This window comes from Arthrobacter sp. Hb9-2, from assembly GCF_059091165.1.
Genome location: NZ_JBNHGJ010000040.1, coordinates 1 through 17,365 on the forward strand (window position 1 = coordinate 1; position 17,365 = coordinate 17,365).

17 protein-coding genes and 1 tRNA gene are annotated in these 17,365 nt (G+C 66.0%); 8 read left to right on the forward strand and 10 right to left on the reverse strand.

Translation table 11 applies throughout. The features are described from left to right. Together AC5RV1_RS18365 and AC5RV1_RS18370 are read left to right on the forward strand one after the other, a co-directional pair. Positions 1-698 (forward strand): MFS transporter (locus tag AC5RV1_RS18365; protein ID WP_493995549.1); only part of this gene is annotated, 698 nt, incomplete at its 5' end. A gap of 53 nt (positions 699-751) precedes the next feature. Then, positions 752-1,255 (forward strand): Lrp/AsnC family transcriptional regulator, encoded by a 504-nt coding sequence (locus AC5RV1_RS18370; protein ID WP_307094416.1) that lies wholly within the window; start codon positions 752-754, stop codon positions 1,253-1,255. Positions 1,256-1,270: 15 nt separating this feature from the next. Here the strand turns inward: AC5RV1_RS18370 and AC5RV1_RS18375 are convergent, their stop codons facing one another. Continuing rightward, positions 1,271-2,512, reverse strand: a complete 1,242-nt coding sequence (locus AC5RV1_RS18375; RefSeq protein WP_493995550.1) for an MFS transporter — start codon at positions 2,510-2,512, stop codon at positions 1,271-1,273. 168 nt (positions 2,513-2,680) lie between these two features. On the opposite strand from AC5RV1_RS18375, the gene AC5RV1_RS18380 reads away from it, so the two are divergent. The 3 genes from AC5RV1_RS18380 to corA are packed head-to-tail and all read left to right on the forward strand — an operon-like array spanning position 2,681 to position 4,680. Then, entirely contained in the window at positions 2,681-3,214 is a 534-nt protein-coding gene (locus tag AC5RV1_RS18380) for an Lrp/AsnC family transcriptional regulator (RefSeq protein WP_493947184.1), read from the forward strand. Positions 3,215-3,224: 10 nt separating this feature from the next. Further along, a complete protein-coding gene (locus AC5RV1_RS18385; RefSeq protein WP_493946724.1) occupies positions 3,225-3,650 on the forward strand; it encodes a DUF1761 domain-containing protein in 426 nt (141 codons plus the stop codon). 34 nt (positions 3,651-3,684) lie between these two features. Next, positions 3,685-4,680, forward strand: coding sequence for a magnesium/cobalt transporter CorA (gene corA / locus AC5RV1_RS18390; protein WP_493946725.1), 996 nt, complete (start codon positions 3,685-3,687; stop codon positions 4,678-4,680). 55 nt (positions 4,681-4,735) lie between these two features. Here the strand turns inward: corA and AC5RV1_RS18395 are convergent. The 4 genes from AC5RV1_RS18395 to galU all read right to left on the reverse strand — a co-directional run bounded on the left by AC5RV1_RS18395 (position 4,736) and on the right by galU (position 7,459). Then, positions 4,736-4,808, reverse strand: a tRNA-Ala gene (locus tag AC5RV1_RS18395). Between the two features lie 118 nt (positions 4,809-4,926). Then, positions 4,927-5,847 carry a hypothetical protein gene (locus AC5RV1_RS18400; protein WP_493995551.1) on the reverse strand — a complete coding sequence of 307 codons (921 nt, stop codon included), beginning with the start codon at positions 5,845-5,847 and terminating at the stop codon, positions 4,927-4,929. Positions 5,848-5,928: 81 nt separating this feature from the next. Continuing rightward, a complete protein-coding gene (locus tag AC5RV1_RS18405; protein ID WP_493995552.1) occupies positions 5,929-6,549 on the reverse strand; it encodes a GNAT family N-acetyltransferase in 621 nt (206 codons plus the stop codon). Positions 6,550-6,553: 4 nt separating this feature from the next. Next, the gene (galU, locus tag AC5RV1_RS18410; protein WP_493946728.1) at positions 6,554-7,459 is read right to left on the reverse strand and encodes a UTP--glucose-1-phosphate uridylyltransferase GalU; all 906 of its coding nucleotides are present in this window, start codon (positions 7,457-7,459) and stop codon (positions 6,554-6,556) included. A 91-nt stretch (positions 7,460-7,550) separates the two neighbouring features. On the opposite strand from galU, the gene AC5RV1_RS18415 reads away from it, so the two are divergent. From AC5RV1_RS18415 to cpaB, 3 genes are all read left to right on the forward strand, one after another. Further along, positions 7,551-8,186, forward strand: coding sequence for a 5-formyltetrahydrofolate cyclo-ligase (locus AC5RV1_RS18415; RefSeq protein WP_493995553.1), 636 nt, complete (start codon positions 7,551-7,553; stop codon positions 8,184-8,186). Between the two features lie 116 nt (positions 8,187-8,302). Continuing rightward, on the forward strand, positions 8,303-8,578 hold the full coding sequence (locus AC5RV1_RS18420; protein ID WP_493995554.1) for an FmdB family zinc ribbon protein: 276 nt from the start codon (positions 8,303-8,305) through the stop codon (positions 8,576-8,578). Between the two features lie 91 nt (positions 8,579-8,669). After that, positions 8,670-9,395, forward strand: coding sequence for a Flp pilus assembly protein CpaB (cpaB, locus tag AC5RV1_RS18425; RefSeq protein WP_493995555.1), 726 nt, complete (start codon positions 8,670-8,672; stop codon positions 9,393-9,395). A gap of 42 nt (positions 9,396-9,437) precedes the next feature. Here cpaB and AC5RV1_RS18430 read toward each other — a convergent pair whose 3' ends face one another. From AC5RV1_RS18430 to AC5RV1_RS18450, 5 genes are all read right to left on the reverse strand, one after another. After that, the gene (locus AC5RV1_RS18430) at positions 9,438-13,568 is read right to left on the reverse strand and encodes an AAA family ATPase (RefSeq protein WP_493995567.1); all 4,131 of its coding nucleotides are present in this window, start codon (positions 13,566-13,568) and stop codon (positions 9,438-9,440) included. A gap of 131 nt (positions 13,569-13,699) precedes the next feature. Further along, on the reverse strand, positions 13,700-15,289 hold the full coding sequence (gene guaA / locus AC5RV1_RS18435; RefSeq protein WP_163162059.1) for a glutamine-hydrolyzing GMP synthase: 1,590 nt from the start codon (positions 15,287-15,289) through the stop codon (positions 13,700-13,702). A gap of 86 nt (positions 15,290-15,375) precedes the next feature. Continuing rightward, the gene (locus AC5RV1_RS18440) at positions 15,376-15,903 is read right to left on the reverse strand and encodes a DUF3817 domain-containing protein (protein ID WP_493995556.1); all 528 of its coding nucleotides are present in this window, start codon (positions 15,901-15,903) and stop codon (positions 15,376-15,378) included. Continuing rightward, positions 15,900-16,751, reverse strand: coding sequence for an SURF1 family protein (locus AC5RV1_RS18445; protein WP_493995557.1), 852 nt, complete (start codon positions 16,749-16,751; stop codon positions 15,900-15,902). The genes AC5RV1_RS18440 and AC5RV1_RS18445 overlap by 4 nt, the downstream gene beginning before the upstream one ends. Positions 16,752-16,857: 106 nt before the next feature. Then, complete coding sequence (locus tag AC5RV1_RS18450) at positions 16,858-17,346, reverse strand: PTS sugar transporter subunit IIA (protein ID WP_493946734.1); 489 nt, start codon at positions 17,344-17,346, stop codon at positions 16,858-16,860. Positions 17,347-17,365 lie beyond the last annotated feature (19 nt).

The window sequence follows — 17,365 nt, forward strand, 5'->3', positions numbered from 1 at the left end:
CCGCAGCCCTGGCCGTCTCCGTCCTGGCGACGCTGGCCGCGGTCGCCTTCCTGGTCCTGGTGCCGCGGGCTCAGGGCTTCACCGCCGCCAAGGCTCCCGGACTCCGCGGAGCCGTCCAAACCCTTGGCGGCCACCTGCGCAATATTCGGCTGCTCGCCCTCTACATCCAGGCTTTCCTGATGATGGGCGGCTTCGTGGCCGTCTACAACTACCTCGGGTTCCGGCTCTCCGGCGAGCCCTTTGGGCTGCCCACCACCGTCATCAGCCTGATTTTCCTTGCCTACCTTTCGGGGACCTTCTCCTCCCGCTGGGCAGCAGGGCTGACGATGCATTTCGGGCGCCGCAACGTGCTGCTCGCCGGGCTTGCCCTCTCGACGGCGGGCCTCGCCCTCACGCTGACTCCGTCACTTCTGCTGATCCTCGCGGGGCTGGTCATTTTCACGGGCGGCTTCTTTGCGGCCCACAGTATCGGCGCAGGCTGGACGGGTGCGATTGCCAGCACTGGACGTGCCCAGGCCGCCTCGCTCTACAACCTCGCCTACTATCTGGGATCAAGCCTCATCGGCTGGTCCGGCGGCCTGCTCTTCCAGTCCTATGGCTGGGACGCCCTGGCCGCCGCCGTCATGATCCTCGCCTGCCTCACAGCGGTGGCTGTCGCCGTCGTCCATCCGAAGGCAGCAGGCACCGCCGCAGCCTAAACGCGGGCCTGCGGGCGTCTAGGATAAACGCAGGAACTTTGTAAGGAGCCGCCGTGAGCACGAATGCCAGGAACGTCAGGCCGGGAGTGCATCTGGAGCCCCTTGATGCCATCGACGAACGCCTTCTTGCCGCTTTGGTGGAGGACGCAAGGATCTCGAACAAGCAGCTTGCCGAACTGGTGGGCATCGCCCCCTCCACAGCCCTGATGCGGACCCGTGCGCTCACGGAGCGGGGCATCGTGCAGGGCTTTGAGGCGAAGCTCAACCTGTCATCCATCGGCAGGTCGGTGCAGGCCCTGGTCGCTGTGCGGCTGAGGGCGCACGACCGGGACCAGATCGACCGCTTTACGGCGCGCGTCCCCCACCTCCCGGCAGTGCTGTCCACCTTCCATACCTCGGGCTCGGTGGATTACCTGCTTCACATTGCCGTTGCCACCACCGAGGACCTGCGGGACTGGGTGCTGGACAACCTGGCCACCGATCCAGTGGTTGGCCATACGGAAACCACGTTGGTGTTCGAGCACATCCAGGGGAACCACGGGCCGCTCCCGGAGTAGCCGGACCTGTGGCGGCTAGCCCCGTGTGCGTACTGCCTGACGGAGTGTGACGGCAGCCAAAATGAGCGCTGCGGAGCCGCACAGCACCACGAATCCGGCCACGGAAGGCGCCAGGCCGAACACGCCGGCGGCCCAGCCGAGCCCCAGCACCGGGACAGCGCTGCCCAGGTAGGTGATGACGTACACCGTACTGATGGTCTGGGCCTGGCGGATGGGCTCCACCCGGGCAGCAACATCATTGAAAACAGTGCGGAAGGCGAGGCCCTGCCCGGCACCGGCGGCAACGCTTGCAACTACCAGCAGCACCGGGCTGTTCCACACTCCCGCCGCGCCCAGCAGGAGTACCGAGATGCCCAGGACCGCCAGCCCGCCCGGGACAACGAAGCGGCCCCGAAGGGTCACCAACTGGGTCAGCGCCGATGCCGCGAGGGTCAGGCCGGCCAGCACACCGATCAGGGGCCGGCTGTCCACGGCCAGGATCCGGGCGAAGTAGCCGGGGGCCAACGAGAGGCAGAAACCAAACACTGCGAAGCTCAGGAAGCCGACGCAGGCTGCCAGCCAGAACGCGCCCCTTGCCGCCTGCGTCACGGAAGGACGGCGCGGTGCGAGCAGCTGCAGCGGTTTGGGTCCTGCGGACGGCTGGATAGCGGGGCGAGCCCGCAGGAGGTACAGCGGGACCAGCAGCGCGGCGAGGACTGCAGCATGGACGTAGTACGGTGCCGACGTAGCCCCGGGAAGTAATGACAGGAGCCCGCCGATCACCGGGCCGGCGGCCACTCCCCCCGCTGAAGCCAGCAGCGTGAAGCGGGAGGCCCACTCGGGACGTGAGGGGAGCAGTTCACGCAGGGCGGCGGCGCTTGCCCCCGTAGCAAGGGCAACTGCGACTCCCTGGAGCGCCCGCCCGGCACACAGCGCACCCAGCGTGTGTGCCTCCGCAAAAAGCCAGCCGCCGGCCATGCCGGCAACAACGGCGAGGATGAGGGCAGCCCTCCGCCCGATGTGGTCCGACCAGTGCCCGGCCAGCATCAGCGTGGCCACAAGCGCCAGCACGTAGCTCGTGAACGCGGCCGTTACATCCAGCGGGGACAGTCCGAGTTCCGCCTGCAGGAGGGGGTACAGGGGCGTGGCAAGGTTTGCACCAACCAACAGCGTGAAAATTACGGCGCCGGCCAGCACCAGCCGGGCAGTAATTGACGCGTCCCATCCAGCCGTTGTGGCTGGAACCGGACGCATGCGGAGTTCGCTGAAGACCGTCATTGTGCCGCCTCTGCTGCTGCCGCGGCAGGTGGTCCTTGTGGGAGCCTGGCGCGGATGGACATGTGATAGGTCCAGCGTGCAGCACTTCTGCTCTTTCGGGCGGAAAGTGGTGCCACAATTGAGCATCATCATCAATATTCTGATGCTGACGTGACGGAGAGTGATCATTTGAACCACCTGGACCCCACCGACCTGAAGATCCTCCTGGAGCTCATCCGGGACCCCAGGATCCAGATCGGTGAGCTCAGCGATTCGCTGGGGGTTGCCCGCAACACTGCTCAGTCACGGGTCCGGCGCCTGCTCCGGGCCGGGGTCCTGCGGTCCGGGGGGCGCGAGGTGGACCTGGAAGCTGTGGGCTACGACGTTGTGGCCTTCGTGACCATTGAGGTGTCACACCGCGAGCTGGACGGGGTGGTAGGGGCACTGCGGCTGATTCCGCAGGTTCTGGAGGTCCACGAGATCTCCGGACGTGGTGACGTCTGGTGCCGGGTGGTGGCCACTGACACCCATAACCTCCAGGCAGCCCTGCGGCAGGTCCTAAGGATCAAAGGGGTTATCCGGACCGAAACCGTCCTGGCGCTGCACACACACATCCCCTACCGGACGGAGCCGCTCATCAGTGGCCTGGCCAAAGCCGCCGGGGCGGGACAACACGGCCCGGCGAAACCCTCCCGGGCGGCCGGGGTGGAGACGGACAGCTAGGATTTTCAGAATGGATTGGCTCTCGTACGTTTCACAGATCAACTGGCTCGCCGTGCTGCTTGCCTTCGTCGCCACCATGGCCATCGGCTTTGTCTGGTACATGCCTGCCGTCCTGGGCAACCGGTGGATGGCCGCGATTGGAAAAACCGAGGACGATCTCAAGAACATGAGTGGCGGTGCCGGAATCTGGGGGCCCATGATGGCGGCGGCCGCCTTGACCGCCATCCTGCTGGCAGTCCTGATCAGCAAGCTCGGGCTGGACAACGCCCTGGCGGGTGGCTGGTTTGCCCTTATTCTGGCGCTGGTCTTCCGTGCCGGCGGCCACGTGATCCACAACGGCTTCGCGGGCCGGCCTGCCGCCGTCACCCTTATCGATTCCGGCCACGACCTGCTGGCCATGACAGTCTCGGGTGCCATCATCGGAGCAATGTCCTGATGCGCCGGACCCCCTCGGCGAAGGACAGCCGGCCATGACCATCATTGACAATGCGGTTTACGTGGACGGCGTGCGGCACGCGGAACCCGAAAACCTGGAACAGACTTTTGAGACCCTTGCGCACCACGGGGGAATGGCCTGGATAGGCCTCTATCGGCCCACCGCCGAGGAGATGGCGGCGGTGGCCACCGAGTTCGGGCTGCACGCGCTGGCGGTGGAAGACGCGATCTCCGCGCATCAGAGACCCAAGCTGGAGCGCTACGAAGACAACCTTTTCACCGTTCTGCGCCCTGCCCGGTACCTGGACGCCACGGAAACGGTGGAGTTCGGCGAGCTCCACATTTTCACGGGCAAGAACTTCGTAGTCACTGTGCGGCACGCCGAGACTGCTGGAGTGGCACGGGTGCGGCAGCGCCTGGAAAGCCGGCCGGACCTGTTGCGGCACGGACCCGAGGCCGTCCTTTACGCCCTGCTGGACCGGGTGGTGGATGACTACGGGCCCGTGGTCGCCGGGCTGGAAAACGACATCGACGAAATTGAAGACCAGCTGTTCAGCGGCGACACGACCGTGTCTCGCCGCATCTATGAACTCGCCCGCGAGGTCATCCAGTTCCAGCGGGCCATCCACCCCCTGCCGGACATGATGCACCAGCTGAAGCGGGGGTTTGAAAAGTACGATGTGGAAACCGACCTCCGCCACAGCCTGCGCGACGTGGAGGACCACGTAGAGCGGGTGATCTCACGGGCAGATTCGTTCCGTGACCTGTTGCAGAACGCCCTGACCCTGGACGGAACCCTCACCGCCAACCGGCAAAACGAAGCAAGCGCGGAACAGAACGAACAGGTAAAGAAGATCTCCTCGTGGGCCGCCATCTTCTTCGCACCGTCATTCGTGGCCGGCGTCTACGGCATGAACTTCGACCACATGCCCGAACTCCACTGGCAGCTGGGCTATCCCATGGCCATTGGGCTGATGGCGGCTACGGCGGCACTGATGTACGTCATCTTCAAGAAGAAGGGCTGGCTGTAGGCCCTGGAGGCGCCACGCGACGAGGGCGGCTGTAATACGGCAGGGAGACATTCTGTGGAGCTAAGGGGATTCGAACCCCTGACCTCTTCGATGCGAACGAAGCGCTCTACCAACTGAGCTATAACCCCGGAACCAGCCGCTTGGTCAACAGGAGCGGCACCGGTGAACCTAGGCTACAAATTTTCCCGGCCCAATGCCAACCGGCGCCCGGAAACCGTCACGGGAACCTTCCCCGGGAGCGTATGGTCAGGCGCGGCGGCGCTGCAGGACGTCGTCGAGATTGCTGAGCGCGCTCTGGGCCTTGGTGAGCTGCTGCGCTTCCGGAGCCGGCACGGCGGGGACGGCGGCAGCACCCTGCTTGAGGGACGGCTTACCGGTGGCCTTGGGTGCCTCCGGCAGCTCCAGCGGCTCGGGTGCCGGGCGCTCGGCCTTGGCCGCCTCAACGTAAACAGGCTTGGGGACCTCCACGGGCTCCCACGTGCTTGCGGGTGCGGGCAGTGCCGCACTGGTGTCACCGGCAGCCACCGCAACGGCAAGGGCGGCTTCGCGGAGTTCCAGGGCTGTCAGGGGCTTAATCTTGGGCTTGTCGGCCTCCGCGTCAAAGAGCGGGCTTTCCGGGCGCACCGGCGCGGATTCCGGCTTGAGCGGAACGTGCTCGGCTGCGGGCCGGGGGGCAGGTGCGGTCATCGCGGAACGGAAAGCAGCGTTGACTTTGGACTTGCGGTCCCGGACAGCCAGCCAGCGGAGAAGGACTACGGACGCCACTGTCAGGGCTACGCATGCCAGGGGGAGAACCGGAGATCCCAGCCCAAACGCCAGCAGGACCGCAGAAACGACCGCCGTCAGCAGGGAAACCAGTCCCGCGAGGGCGAGTGCCGTGCGGCCGTATCGGATCCGGAACTGGCCCGTGGGGGCAGCGCTGGCCGCTATGGCCGCAGTGGATCCGGTGCTCTTCCTGGTGTCCATGGCTTTCTCCTGCTGGGCGGCGACCTTCAAGACCAGCCCTGCACGCGGGTCCGGTATTTCATCGGCGGGGGCGTCTGCCAGGAAGTCGCCGGCGGGTTGGAACTGGTGCCGGCGGTTCCGGAGGACGTAGGGGGCAACCCATACAATCCAGAGCACGACGGCAACCACAAGGATCACTGAGCTGCTAAGGGGGAAGTCCACACTCAAAACCGTATGAGCATCACGTCGGCTCCAGCCGCATTAGCCGCGGTGTGTCGTGGCGCGGCTGGCAAATCAATGGATTTATGACGGCCTGGAGGCAAGCCAGCGGTGCAGCAGCCCCTCGGGAACTTCCTCTGAGGTTAAGGCAAACGACCGGTGGTCGGCCCACTCGCCGTTGATGTGCAGGTAGCGCGGCCGGTACCCCTCATCCCGGAAACCCAGTTTCTCCACTACCCGCAGGCTGGGTCCGTTCTCGGGCCGGATGTTGATTTCCATCCTGTGCAGCCCCAAGGTCCGGAAGCAGTGGTCCGTTACCAGGGCGACAGAGGTGGGTGCTATCCCCCGCCCGGCGCGCGCCTGGTCCACCCAGTACCCGAGGGTTGCCATCATGGCCGAACCCCACACAATTGATGAAACAGTCAACTGGCCAACAATCGCAGGGTTTTTGCTGGCAGGACCGCGCTCAGTGATCACAAACGGAAGGGCCGTGGCCTGGGCGGCTTGAGAGTTCAGCGAGCGGACCATTTGCCGGTAATCAGGCAGGCCGCCGGCGGGGTCCGGGTTGGAAGCCTCCCACGGTGCCAGCCATTGGCTGTTACGGGCCCGCACTTCCGTCCACTCTTTTTTATCCCGGTACCTGATGGGCCTCAGGACCAAGTCTCCGCACTCGAGGGTCACGGGCCAGATGGGGCCGGCTCGCACGGTGCTACTTGGACAGGCTGGCGGTGAAGCCCGGCAGCCACTCCCGCAGGCCGGGGCCCAGGTCTTCGCTGTCGATGGCGAGCTGGACGCAGGCCTTGAGGTAGCTCAACTTGTCTCCGGTGTCGTAGCGGCGGCCGCGGAAGACAACACCGTAGACGCCGTGCCCCTCGCCCTCCCCGGACGCAAGCTCCTGCAGGGCATCGGTGAGCTGGATTTCGCCGCCCCGCCCGGGACCGGTGTGCTCCAGCACATCGAAGACGGCGGGGTGCAGTACGTAACGGCCAATAACGGCGAGGTTGGAAGGGGCTTCGTCCGCGGCTGGCTTCTCTACCAGGCGGTTGACCCGTACGTAGTCCTCGCCGTCAATCTCCGCAATGTCGGCGCAACCGTAAGCGCTGATCTGTGACGGCTCCACCTCGATGAGGGCAATCACGGACCCTCCCGTTTCCGCCTGCACCTCAATCATGGTGCTGAGGAGTTCATCACGGGCATCGATGAGGTCATCGCCCAGGAGGACGGCGAAGGCTTCGTTGCCCACGTGCTGTTTTGCGCGGAGGACAGCGTGGCCAAGACCGTTGGCGTCGCCCTGGCGGACGTAGTGGATGTCACCGAGATTGCTGGCAGCCTGGATGGACGCCAGTTTCGTCGTATCCCCTTTGTCTTCAAGGGTGGATTCCAATGCCGGCACCCGGTCAAAATGGTCTTCCAGGGCCCGCTTGTTCCGCCCGGTGATCATTAGCAGGTCGTTGAGGCCCACGCTTACGGCTTCCTCAACCACATATTGGATGGCAGGCTTGTCCACGACCGGGAGCATTTCCTTGGGCATGGCCTTGGTGGCGGGCAGGAACCTGGTGCCGAGTCCGGCAGCGGGTATAACGGCTTTGCGAACTCTGGGGTTACTGGTAGTCACCCGACTAATCTAACGTCAGCGTCAAGCAATCAGTAATCATTAGGCAGCTGCACGTCCCTGTGACTGCAGGGCACAACGCCGTAATGCAACGATGGAGGAAGACACAGTGCTTGAGGACGCGAAGGCAACCAAGACCAGGATCCGCACTGCCCACCGCCAGCGGCGTGCCGCCCTAAGCCCGCAGCAACTGGAGGCGGCAGGGGCTGCCATCGCACGCCACGGCGCAGGCTGGGCTGCATCCCTCGCCGGCGGTACTCCTGCCACATTCTGCGTCTACTTCGGCGTGGGCGTCGAACCGCCCACCCTTCCGCTGATCAGCGCACTCCATACCGGCGGCCATCGGGTCCTGCTGCCTGTCTGCGAGCCCGGGCGGGAGCTCGCATGGGTCTTCTGGAACCCGGAAGCCGGCTTTGAGCAGAGCCGGTACGCCCCGATCCTGGAACCCAAGGGCGACAGGCACGGGCCGGATGTGGCCGGAACGGCAGCCGCCCTCTTCATCCCGGCCACCGCCGTGGACCTTTCGGGCAACCGCGTTGGGCAAGGCGGTGGGTACTACGACAAGTTTTTGGGTCATCTCGCCACCGCAGGGAAGAACATCCCGCTGGCTGCCGTTATCTATGACGACGAGCTGCTCCCCGCCGGCGAGATCCCCGAGGAGGAGTTCGACCGCCCCGTCCCTGCCGTCCTGGCGCCGTCCGGCTTCCTGCCGCTCGACGGCCACCACTGAACCCCGCAGTCCAACGCTGCGGGGATGATAGAATTAGCACTCAGGCCCTGCGACTGCTAACGGACTTCCGTCCAGGCAGCACGGGACCTCTCGTTTGCCCAAGAGGAGGAGCACCAGTGCCAACGTACGCGTACGCCTGCAAGGATTGCGGCCATGCCTTCGACATCGTCCAGTCGTTCTCGGACAGTACTTTGACCTCGTGCCCCGAGTGCCAGGGGACGCTGCGCAAGAAGTTCAACAGCGTCGGTGTCGTCTTCAAGGGATCAGGTTTCTACCGCACCGATTCCCGGGACTCCAAGGGAAGCACCGTCTCGCCGGCCCCGGCGGCTGCAGCGTCCGCTCCCGCAGCGGCACCTGCCGCGGCTGCTCCGGCGCCTGCTGCAGCCAGCTAAGCAGGGCTGTCCGACGCCGGCCGCCCCGGCTTTGTCCACATAGCGCACCGCGCTCCTGTTGCGGGTATTCCCGTCGCCATAGCGTAGGCGCATGCCTGCAAACCTTCTCCGCCCCGGCCGCGCTGCCTCCCGATATCCGCGCACGCCCCGCCGTTCCGGCCGTGCCGGTCGCCGGCCGGCAGCGGTCCGATTTGGCGGGTGGCTGAGCCGGAACCGCCGGCTCGCTGTGGCTTTGCTGCTTTGCGCGGCGGCTGCAATCACCGTCCATCAGCTCACTCCCGCGCCGGTCCACACTGTCACAGCCCTGGCTGCCGCAAGGGATTTGCCTGCCGGCTCGGCCGTGGCGGCCTCAGACCTTGCCCACGTGCAGGTACCGCCGCACATGATGGCCGCGGGTTTCCTGGACGAAGAAAGCGAGTTGGCCGGCAAACAGCTCGCCGCTCCCCTGCGCAAGGGCCAGCTCCTGACGGACGCCCAACTGCTTGGTCCCGGGCTTCTGGCCGGCACGCCTCCGGGCTCGTCCGCCGTGCCTCTTCGGATGGCGGATCCGTCATCCATCCAGCTCGTCTCGCCCGGGCAGCTAGTCAACGTGGTGCTGACGGCGGCGAACGGCTTCGACCAGCAGGCACCGTCCGAGGTCCTGGCAGCCTCCGTGCCGGTGCTCTGGACGTCCGGCAAGGGCGGCCAAAGCGGGCAGTGGCTGGGCACCGCCGAGACGGACGGGCTTATCGTGGTGGCGGCAAGCGCAGAGCAGGCTGCCCGGCTGGCGGGGGCCTCCACCCAAGGCAAACTGTTCTTCGTCCTGGTTGGGCCCTGAGCCGGGGCAACCCTGCCACCCCCGTCACTCCGGCCGGGTCGCTCAGCCCCAGTGCGGCGGCTTTTGTTCCTTCAGCCAGGCGTCGTGGTCGTCGTCAGCATCGCCCCAGCGCCGCGGGTCGTCTTCGGCGGCCTTGGTGGGCAGAATGCCTTGCGTCACGCCCTGGCCCTTGGCTTCCCCTTGGCCCTGGTCGTCTTGGCTCTGGTCGTCTTCGGGAGCCGGGCCGGCAGGGACGGACTGCCCGGCCGCCTGGCCGTTCGTGTTTTGTTCAGGGGCCACGGGGACCGCCTCCTTGCTGTCCGGGTACTTCTCCTGCGGCCGGCGGCGTGCGTGTTCTCCGGCGTCGATTCCATTGAGCGCCTGGTCCACGTCGTCGTCAAGGAACCCTGTTGAGGTTGACGTCCGGTCCCGCAGCACCGCCCGTTCAAGGCCCAGGTAAGCGGCAATCCGGTCTGCGCAGGTTGACGGGTCAGTGAACACCTCGATGGTCCACAACGGCATGTACCGCCACCCCAGGCGCTCCAGCAGCTGAGGACGCAGCCGGCTCCGTTCACGCACGCTCATGGTGCGGTACTGCTCGGTACCGTCGGACTCGATGGCCACCGGCCAGGGCAGGTCGGTCTCGTCCTGGCCCATTGTGCTCAGCGGATCTGCGGCCGCCACGACGTCGATTGCGCCGTCGTACTGGTGCCAAACCCGCGCGCCGCGTGCCCGGAGCCTGTCCCCCAGGTCAGCGACCAGGGGATCGGCACCAAGAGCCTGTTCGCTGGCGGCAGCACGGGAAGCGGGAGTTCCCAGATCAGTATTCCCCGAAATTTCGCGGTCCAGCAGTGAATACAGATCCACTGCGCCGTGCGTCAGCCGGGTGTGGTCCAGGTCCTCCGGCCGGAAGCAGGTCAGCACGTGGATCGACCGGCGTGCCCGGGTCATGGCCAGCGCGAATTTTTCCCGGCCCCCTTCAGCGGAGAGCGGACCGAAGTTGTGCAGGGCGCGCCCGTGCGGGGTGCGGCCGAAGCCCGGCGAGAAGATGACGTGGTCGCGCACCAGGCCCTGTGCCCGTTCCAGGTCAACTACCCGGAAAGACTCCGGTCCGGCACCAAAGAATCCGGCCAGGCCCGGGTGGTTGGGCAGCTGGAGCCGGATGGATTCCCCGATCCGGGCAGCATGGCGGAGGCTGGCCGTAACCACTGCCAGAGATGTGCGGGGACGGGTGCGTGCATGTTCGAAAACCAGCTGCACCACGCGGTTGACCTCGGCCACCACGGACTCCACGCCTTCGTGGTCCGCGCTTGGCAGTCCGGTGCCGTCCGGCAGGTACTCCACCAGCAGGGACCGGTCCAGGCCGGTAGCGGACTGGCCCTCCGGAAGGCGGCGCAGGGCGCCGTCGTAAAAGTTCTTGCTGAGCTGGAGGACCAGGTCCTCGTCCACCGCGCGGTAGACGAAGTTGAGCCGCCACACGGGGAGCACTGCGGACAGCGCTTTGAAAGCGCTCTCCACCCGCTGGTGTGCCGTCTCGCCTGCGGCCAGCCGTTCTACGCCCACGGTAAAGGTTCGGGGGCTGGCAATCATGGCGTCGCCGAAGGCAATGACCTGGCGGGCACGGGCGATGGATGGAAGCACAGCCTGGAGCGACGTCGCCTCGGCGTCCAGGATGACCACCGCGTCGAAGTGTTGCTCCGCGGGCAGCAGGCCGGTCATCAGGTACGGGCTGACGGACCAGACCGGAACGAGGGTGCCGATCAGGTCCGGAGCCTGTGCAGTCAGCGCTGGCAGGGACACTCTGCCGTCCTTCAGGAGGCTGCGCAGGAGGTCGGCCTGGCGCGGGTGGGCTGCGATGCCGTCCCGCCACCGTTCCGCCAGCTCCCACCGAAGGCGGGCAGCACCGCTGGCGATGTGCGCGTTGTCGGCCAGCCGGTACTCGGCCTCCAGCTGCCGCAGGGCGTCGCCGTCGGACATGGCGAGGTAATCGTCCCCGCTGATCATGGCTTCCAGCGCCGACTGCCACCAGGCGAGTTCGAGTTCCGCCGCGACCGAGCCTGCCGGAACCTCCCGCTCCGCCAGGTCTGCCAGGAGCTCCCCCAGCCCGTGCTCGCGCATGTTCTCCACCAGGAGGGTGCGCTCGGGCAGCGTTTTGAGGGTGTCGGTGTCCGCCACGAGCCGCTCGAGCCGTTCCATCAGGTCTTCATACCGGACGGTGGACAGCGAGCCGCCTGCCTCCGTGTGCTGGAGCGCCTCGCCCAGCTGGGCCAGTTCGCGTTCCAGGGCGCGGTACATCACGCTGATCTCGGCAAGTCCGGACGGCACCGCCGGGTGGCGCTGCGTGGTGGCGTAGCCTGCCCACAGCGCGCGCTGTTCCTGGACCAGGACCAGGGAGCTGTGGAGATCGGCTATATGGACGCCTGGCCGGACGTATTCCTTGGCCACCCTGCGCAGCCGTGACCGCTGCATCGCGGTCAACTCGATGCCGCGCTCACGGCGCCAGGCAGAAGGTGCTGTAGCCGAGATGAGGTCTGTGACCGGCCGATCGAAAATGTCGGGGGTGAACTTGTCCAGGCTTCCGCGTACGGCGACCAGGAGATCGAGCTGTTCGCCCCATTCGGCGAAGGAAGCGCCCAGCCGGATCTCGGCATGCTCCGCCACGGCGTTCATGCGTTCGCGCAGGACCGGCAGGCTCTTCTCCACGGAGCGGACCAGGTCCTGGGCTTCCTCAGTCTCCTTGCGCGTGAGCAGGCGTGCGCCATGCCAGGGACTGGTGGTGGACGCCTTGCTGAAGCTGCCCAGCTCCGCGGCGCGCCGGAGCCTGCCGGCAAGCTCATCACGGTCCCGGATGCTGTCCAGGACACTGCGTTTCAGCCGCACGGTGGTGGCGGGCGCCGGGTGGATCGACGTCAGCTGGGCGAGCGACTGCATGGCCTGGTAGGGCGAGCAGCCCCAGCGCTGGCGGACGTTGTGCAGGGACGCCACATGGTCCATCAAGGCATGGCGGTGCTCAGTCAGGGTGTTGTGCAGGTTCCCCAGCTGGGGTTCCAGGGATTTTTCGTTGCGAACGATCGCCCGGACCAGCTGGCCCTTCAGCTGCTGCGGAGTAACGTTCCCGGACAGCTGGAACATGATGGATTCGAGGCCCAGGCTTTCGAGCTGCCCGGACACTTCGTTGAGGCTGGCGCGGCGGTCGCCAACTACCAGGACGGTTTTTCCGGCGTCCACCAGGGCACCGATGGTATTGATGGCCGTTTGGGTCTGGCCGGTCCCCGGAGGGCTGCTGACGACGAGCGAATCACCGGCGCGGGCCGCGTCGATCACGTACTGCTGGTCGATGTCCGCGTCCAGCAGGAGCATCTCCTCACTGGGGTGCCTGCTGTCCAGAGGCGGGAATCGGGACGGGTCCGGCTCCTCGACGTCCACCACTTCTCCGCCTGCTGCGGTGGCCAGTGCGGACACCAGGGGGTTGGAGTCGTTGATCCACGGGTCGTCCAGGTTCCCGGAGAGGTCCGCGAAGGTGGAAACCAGCAGGTTGTGCTGTGCCTCGGCACCGTGGATGGGCCGGATGAGGGCAGCCAGTTTGTCCAGGACCGGCTGGGGATCGAAGCGGGCCGTGCTGTAGGCGAGCCGGGTGACGGCATTGACGTCAAAGACAATGCCGTGGATGTTCTTCAGGTGCCGCACCAGGGCCGGGTTGATGTGGGCCTGCTCGGTCAACTGCAGTTCGTAGTCGTCCTCCCCCGGACGGACGGTGAGCGAAATCGCCGTGAGCATGACGGGGGCCGAGATGCGCTGGGGCTTGCCGCCCACCGCAGACGTCCACACCACGGTGCCCGCCGAGAAATAGCCGGCATCGATGCCGCGGTCATTGGCGAGCTCGAAAATTTTGGACCGGATGTTGCGCGAAGCCCTGGCCGCGACGACGTACTGCTGGCGGTCCCGGATCAGCGTGGAAAGCCTGGTCTTCCGCCCGGCCATGAGCTGGGCGAGGCCGGACGGGTGCGCATGCGTCAGGTCGATGGAGCCTTCGGGGGTCTTGGTGAAGCGCAGCATCGTATCCGCCCCGGTGACGGGCTTGAGCCCGGACAACCATTTACGGAGCTCCTCGGAGCCTTCCGGGTGGCCTTGACCAACTGACACTACTGCCTTCTTTTCTGCGCTCGCGCGTGACGCCCTGGACCATACCGGCATAGATTCGAGCGTAGCCGCTTCGATGCCCGGACTGAGAGACCGCAACACTGGAGCAGGCTAAATTGCGGAGTTTTCGGTAATGGAAACAGCAGTGGCCGGCCTCCTTCACCGGAGGCCGGCCACTCATGCTGCTATTCCCACTCGATGGTTCCGGGCGGCTTGCTGGTCACGTCAAGCACCACGCGGTTGACACCCTCCACCTCGTTGGTGATGCGGTTGGAGATCCTGGCGAGGAGCTCATACGGCAGGCGGGACCAGTCGGCCGTCATGGCGTCCTCTGAGGAGACGGGACGGAGCACGATGGGGTGGCCGTAGGTGCGGCCGTCGCCCATGACGCCCACGCTGCGGACGTCGGCGAGCAGGACCACCGGCATCTGCCAGACTTCGTTGTCCAGCCCGGCGGCGGTGAGCTCGGCCCGGGCAATCGCGTCAGCTTTGCGCAGCAGGTCCAGGCGGTCCTTGGTGACTTCACCGACGATGCGGATTCCGAGGCCCGGTCCGGGGAAGGGCTGGCGGCCCACGATCTCCTGCGGCAGTCCAAGCTGGGCACCGACGGCGCGGACCTCGTCCTTGAAGAGGGCGCGCAGCGGCTCTACGAGCTCGAACTGCAGGTCCTCGGGCAGGCCGCCAACGTTGTGGTGGCTCTTGATGTTCGCGGCACCTTCGCCGCCGCCCGATTCGACGACGTCCGGATACAGCGTCCCCTGGACCAGGAACTTGATCTTCTCGCCATGGGCGGCAGCCTCGGCGATGATGGCAAGTTCTGCCTCTTCGAAGGCGCGAATAAATTCGCGGCCGATGATCTTGCGCTTGGTTTCCGGATCGCTGACACCGGCGAGGGCTGAGAGGAAGCGTTCCTGCTCGTTGGCCACGTAGAGCTTCACGCCGGTGGCGGCGACGAAGTCGCGTTCCACCTGTTCTGCTTCGCCTTCGCGCAGCAGGCCGTGGTCCACGAAGACACAGGTGAGCTGGTCGCCAACGGCACGCTGGACAAGGGCAGCGGCGACGGCGGAGTCCACGCCGCCGGAGAGGCCGCAGATGACCCTGGCATCGCCGATCTGCTTGCGGATGCGCTCCACCTGCTCCTCGAGGATGTTGCCCGTGGTCCAGTTCGGTTCCAGCTTGGCGCCCTTGAAGAGGAAGTTCTCCAGGACCTGCTGGCCGTAGGCGGAGTGTTTGACCTCGGGGTGCCACTGGACACCGAACAGGCCCTTCTCCTCGTTGGCGAAGGCAGCTACTTCAGCACCCGCCGTCGTCGCCAGGACTTCAAAGCCGTCAGGAGCCTCGTGGACGGAGTCACCGTGGCTCATCCACGTGTTCTGGTGTTGGGGCATGCCCTCCAGGACCGAGCGGCCTTCGCCGAGAAGGGTGGTTTCCGTGGAGCCGTACTCCCGCAGCCCGGTCTTGTCCACCTTGCCGCCCAGGGCGTTGGCCATCGCCTGGAAGCCGTAGCAGATGCCGAAGACGGGAACACCGGCCTCAAAAAGGTCGGCACCGACGCTGGGGGCGCCGTCAGCGTAGACGCTGGAAGGGCCGCCGGAAAGGATGATGGCGGCGGGGTTCTTGGCCAGGAGCTGCTCGGTTGTGTAGGTATGCGGAACCACTTCCGAATACACATTCGCTTCCCGGACGCGGCGGGCAATCAGCTGCGCGTACTGGGCACCGTAGTCAACAACCAGCACCGGCTTCTGGGAAGTCTGGGATGCAGTGGGAGTAGTCACCGTACTAGCCTACTGGGCGCCGTTGCACCGGCGCACCTTGAGAAGCTGCGCTGTGACGGAGCGAACTCCCCACTTCCAGCGGCTGCTCAGTACCTCTGCGGCGCCTGGGGGTTGGCCGCGAGCTCAGCGTCCACCTCGGCGTGGAACTTCTTCTCCACAATGAAGGACAGGAACGGAACCACCCCGCCCAGTGCCAGCAGGATCAGCTTCAGGAACGGCCAGCGCATGAGGGCCCAGAGCCGGAAGTTTGAAATGAGGTACACCACGTACATCCAGCCGTGGACAATGAGGACGGCGACGGAGAGGTTCACTCCACCCAGGACGCCCTGCGGTTCCGCATCCGCGAAACCAAAGCCGAACGGCTGGCCGCTGACGGCGTCGGTACCGCCGGCAAAGAGGTACTTCCCAAATCCATACCGGGCGATCAGTTCGGCGCACAGCAGCAGCAGCATGGCGCCCGTGAGGTAGGCCAGGACCCTGTAGAACTTCAGGGCGGAACGGATCTGCGCTTCGGTGCCGCCGAAACGGCGCTTTTTGCCGGACGCCTTGCCGGCAGTTTTGCTGCCTGTGTTGCTGCCTGCGGCGGCGGGGGTGGCCGGTTTCGGATCAATCATGGCTGTACCTTTTGCTGGTTCTGTTCAGGGTGGGTTTCTTCGGGGACGGTGGCGTCGTCCTCGTCATCATCGAGGTCTTCCTCAAGATCCCGGTGGTAGTCGTCCTTGACCAGCCGCCACCAGATGAAGAGGGCAAAACCGGCGAAGACAACCCACTCAAGGGAGTAGAAGAGGTTGAGCCAGTTGATCTGCTGGGCCGGCGGCTGCGGGCCGATCTGCAGGGGAAGGAGGTCTCCCGGCACTGCTGCAGGGCTGACGTCCGCGCCATCGGCGATTTCCGCAGTGGCGGCGACGAAGCCCGGATAGCTGCTGATTTCCCAGTAGTTGATCAGCTCCGCCACCGAGACTGCTGTGGCCTCGCCCGGGGCGGCTGCCTTTCCTGCCACGGGCGCTTCAGACGGGAGCAGCCTGCCGGTGAGTTCAATAATGCCCGACGGCGGGGCCGGGGCATCGGCGGGGTCCGCCACCCATCCCCTCGCGACGGGGATCCATGTCTGGGGTGAGGCGGCAACGCCGCTAAGGGTGGGCGCGCCGTTGACGGCGAAGGCGGAGACTACCCAGTAGCCGGTCTTGCCGCCGTGCAGGCGGCCCGGGACCAGGACCTGCTTGGCCGGGTCATAGGTTCCCTGCGCGCTGACCATCTGGTCGGCGTCGGTACCATGGAAGAAGTCGCCCGGCTGAAGCGTTTCCGTCAGTGGCTGTACCTGCTCGGTGGCGGGATTGGCCGGCACCTCCGGCTGGGTGGAGCGTCCGAACTGCCATTGGCTGAGCAGCACGAAGACCCCGGAAATGGCGATCGCGAAAATGAAACCTGCGATCCATCGGGGTTTGAGGGCTGTTTTCCACACGTCTTAACCGTACTTCGTCCCGCTGTAGAACAACTAAACGCCCGGGGGCCGGAGGGATCCTGTCCAGCGGCAGGACCCGGCGGGAATGGATGCAACCGCCCAGGCGTCAGTGGTCGAAAAACACCAGGCTGGAATTGATGAGCTCAGCGATCACTTCTGCGTCGTAAGCACGGCGCAGCGATTCGCGGAAAGACTCCTTGGAGAGTGAGCGGGCCAGGGTGGCCAGGACCTCGAGGTGGTCGGAGAAGGAACTTGCGGGAGTGGCGATCAGGAGGATCACCGTGGCGGGCCCGTCAGTGGCGCCGAAGTCCAGCGCGTGGCCGTACTTGGCAATCCCGACGGCGATCGAGGTGCGGGACACAAACTCGCTGCGGGCGTGGGGCAACCCGATTCCGCCGGGGAGCCCGGTGGCCAGCTGGTGCTCACGGGCATTGACATGCTTGAGGAACCCGGGCAGATCCGATACCCGTCCAGCGGCGTAGAGGCGTTCTGCGAGCTGGGTGGCGGCGTCCGCCTTGTCCGATGCCTCCAGCTCCAGGATCACCATTTCCGGGGTGGTAAGTTCGGCATCGTACCGGTCAAGTGGTTCCGCCAAGGCGTATCCCTTCAGTCAG

Excerpts from the sequence above, each read along its gene's own strand:
- cpaB (WP_493995555.1), top strand. The coding sequence starts at position 8,670 with ATGCCTGCAAACCTTCTCCGCCCCGGCCGCGCTGCCTCCCGATATCCG.
- corA (WP_493946725.1), top strand. The coding sequence starts at position 3,685 with ATGACCATCATTGACAATGCGGTTTACGTGGACGGCGTGCGGCACGCG.
- AC5RV1_RS18375 (WP_493995550.1), bottom strand. The coding sequence starts at position 2,512 with ATGACGGTCTTCAGCGAACTCCGCATGCGTCCGGTTCCAGCCACAACG.
- AC5RV1_RS18430 (WP_493995567.1), bottom strand. The coding sequence starts at position 13,568 with ATGCCGGTATGGTCCAGGGCGTCACGCGCGAGCGCAGAAAAGAAGGCA.
- AC5RV1_RS18385 (WP_493946724.1), top strand. The coding sequence starts at position 3,225 with ATGGATTGGCTCTCGTACGTTTCACAGATCAACTGGCTCGCCGTGCTG.
- AC5RV1_RS18440 (WP_493995556.1), bottom strand. The coding sequence starts at position 15,903 with ATGATTGATCCGAAACCGGCCACCCCCGCCGCCGCAGGCAGCAACACA.
- AC5RV1_RS18415 (WP_493995553.1), top strand. The coding sequence starts at position 7,551 with ATGGAGGAAGACACAGTGCTTGAGGACGCGAAGGCAACCAAGACCAGG.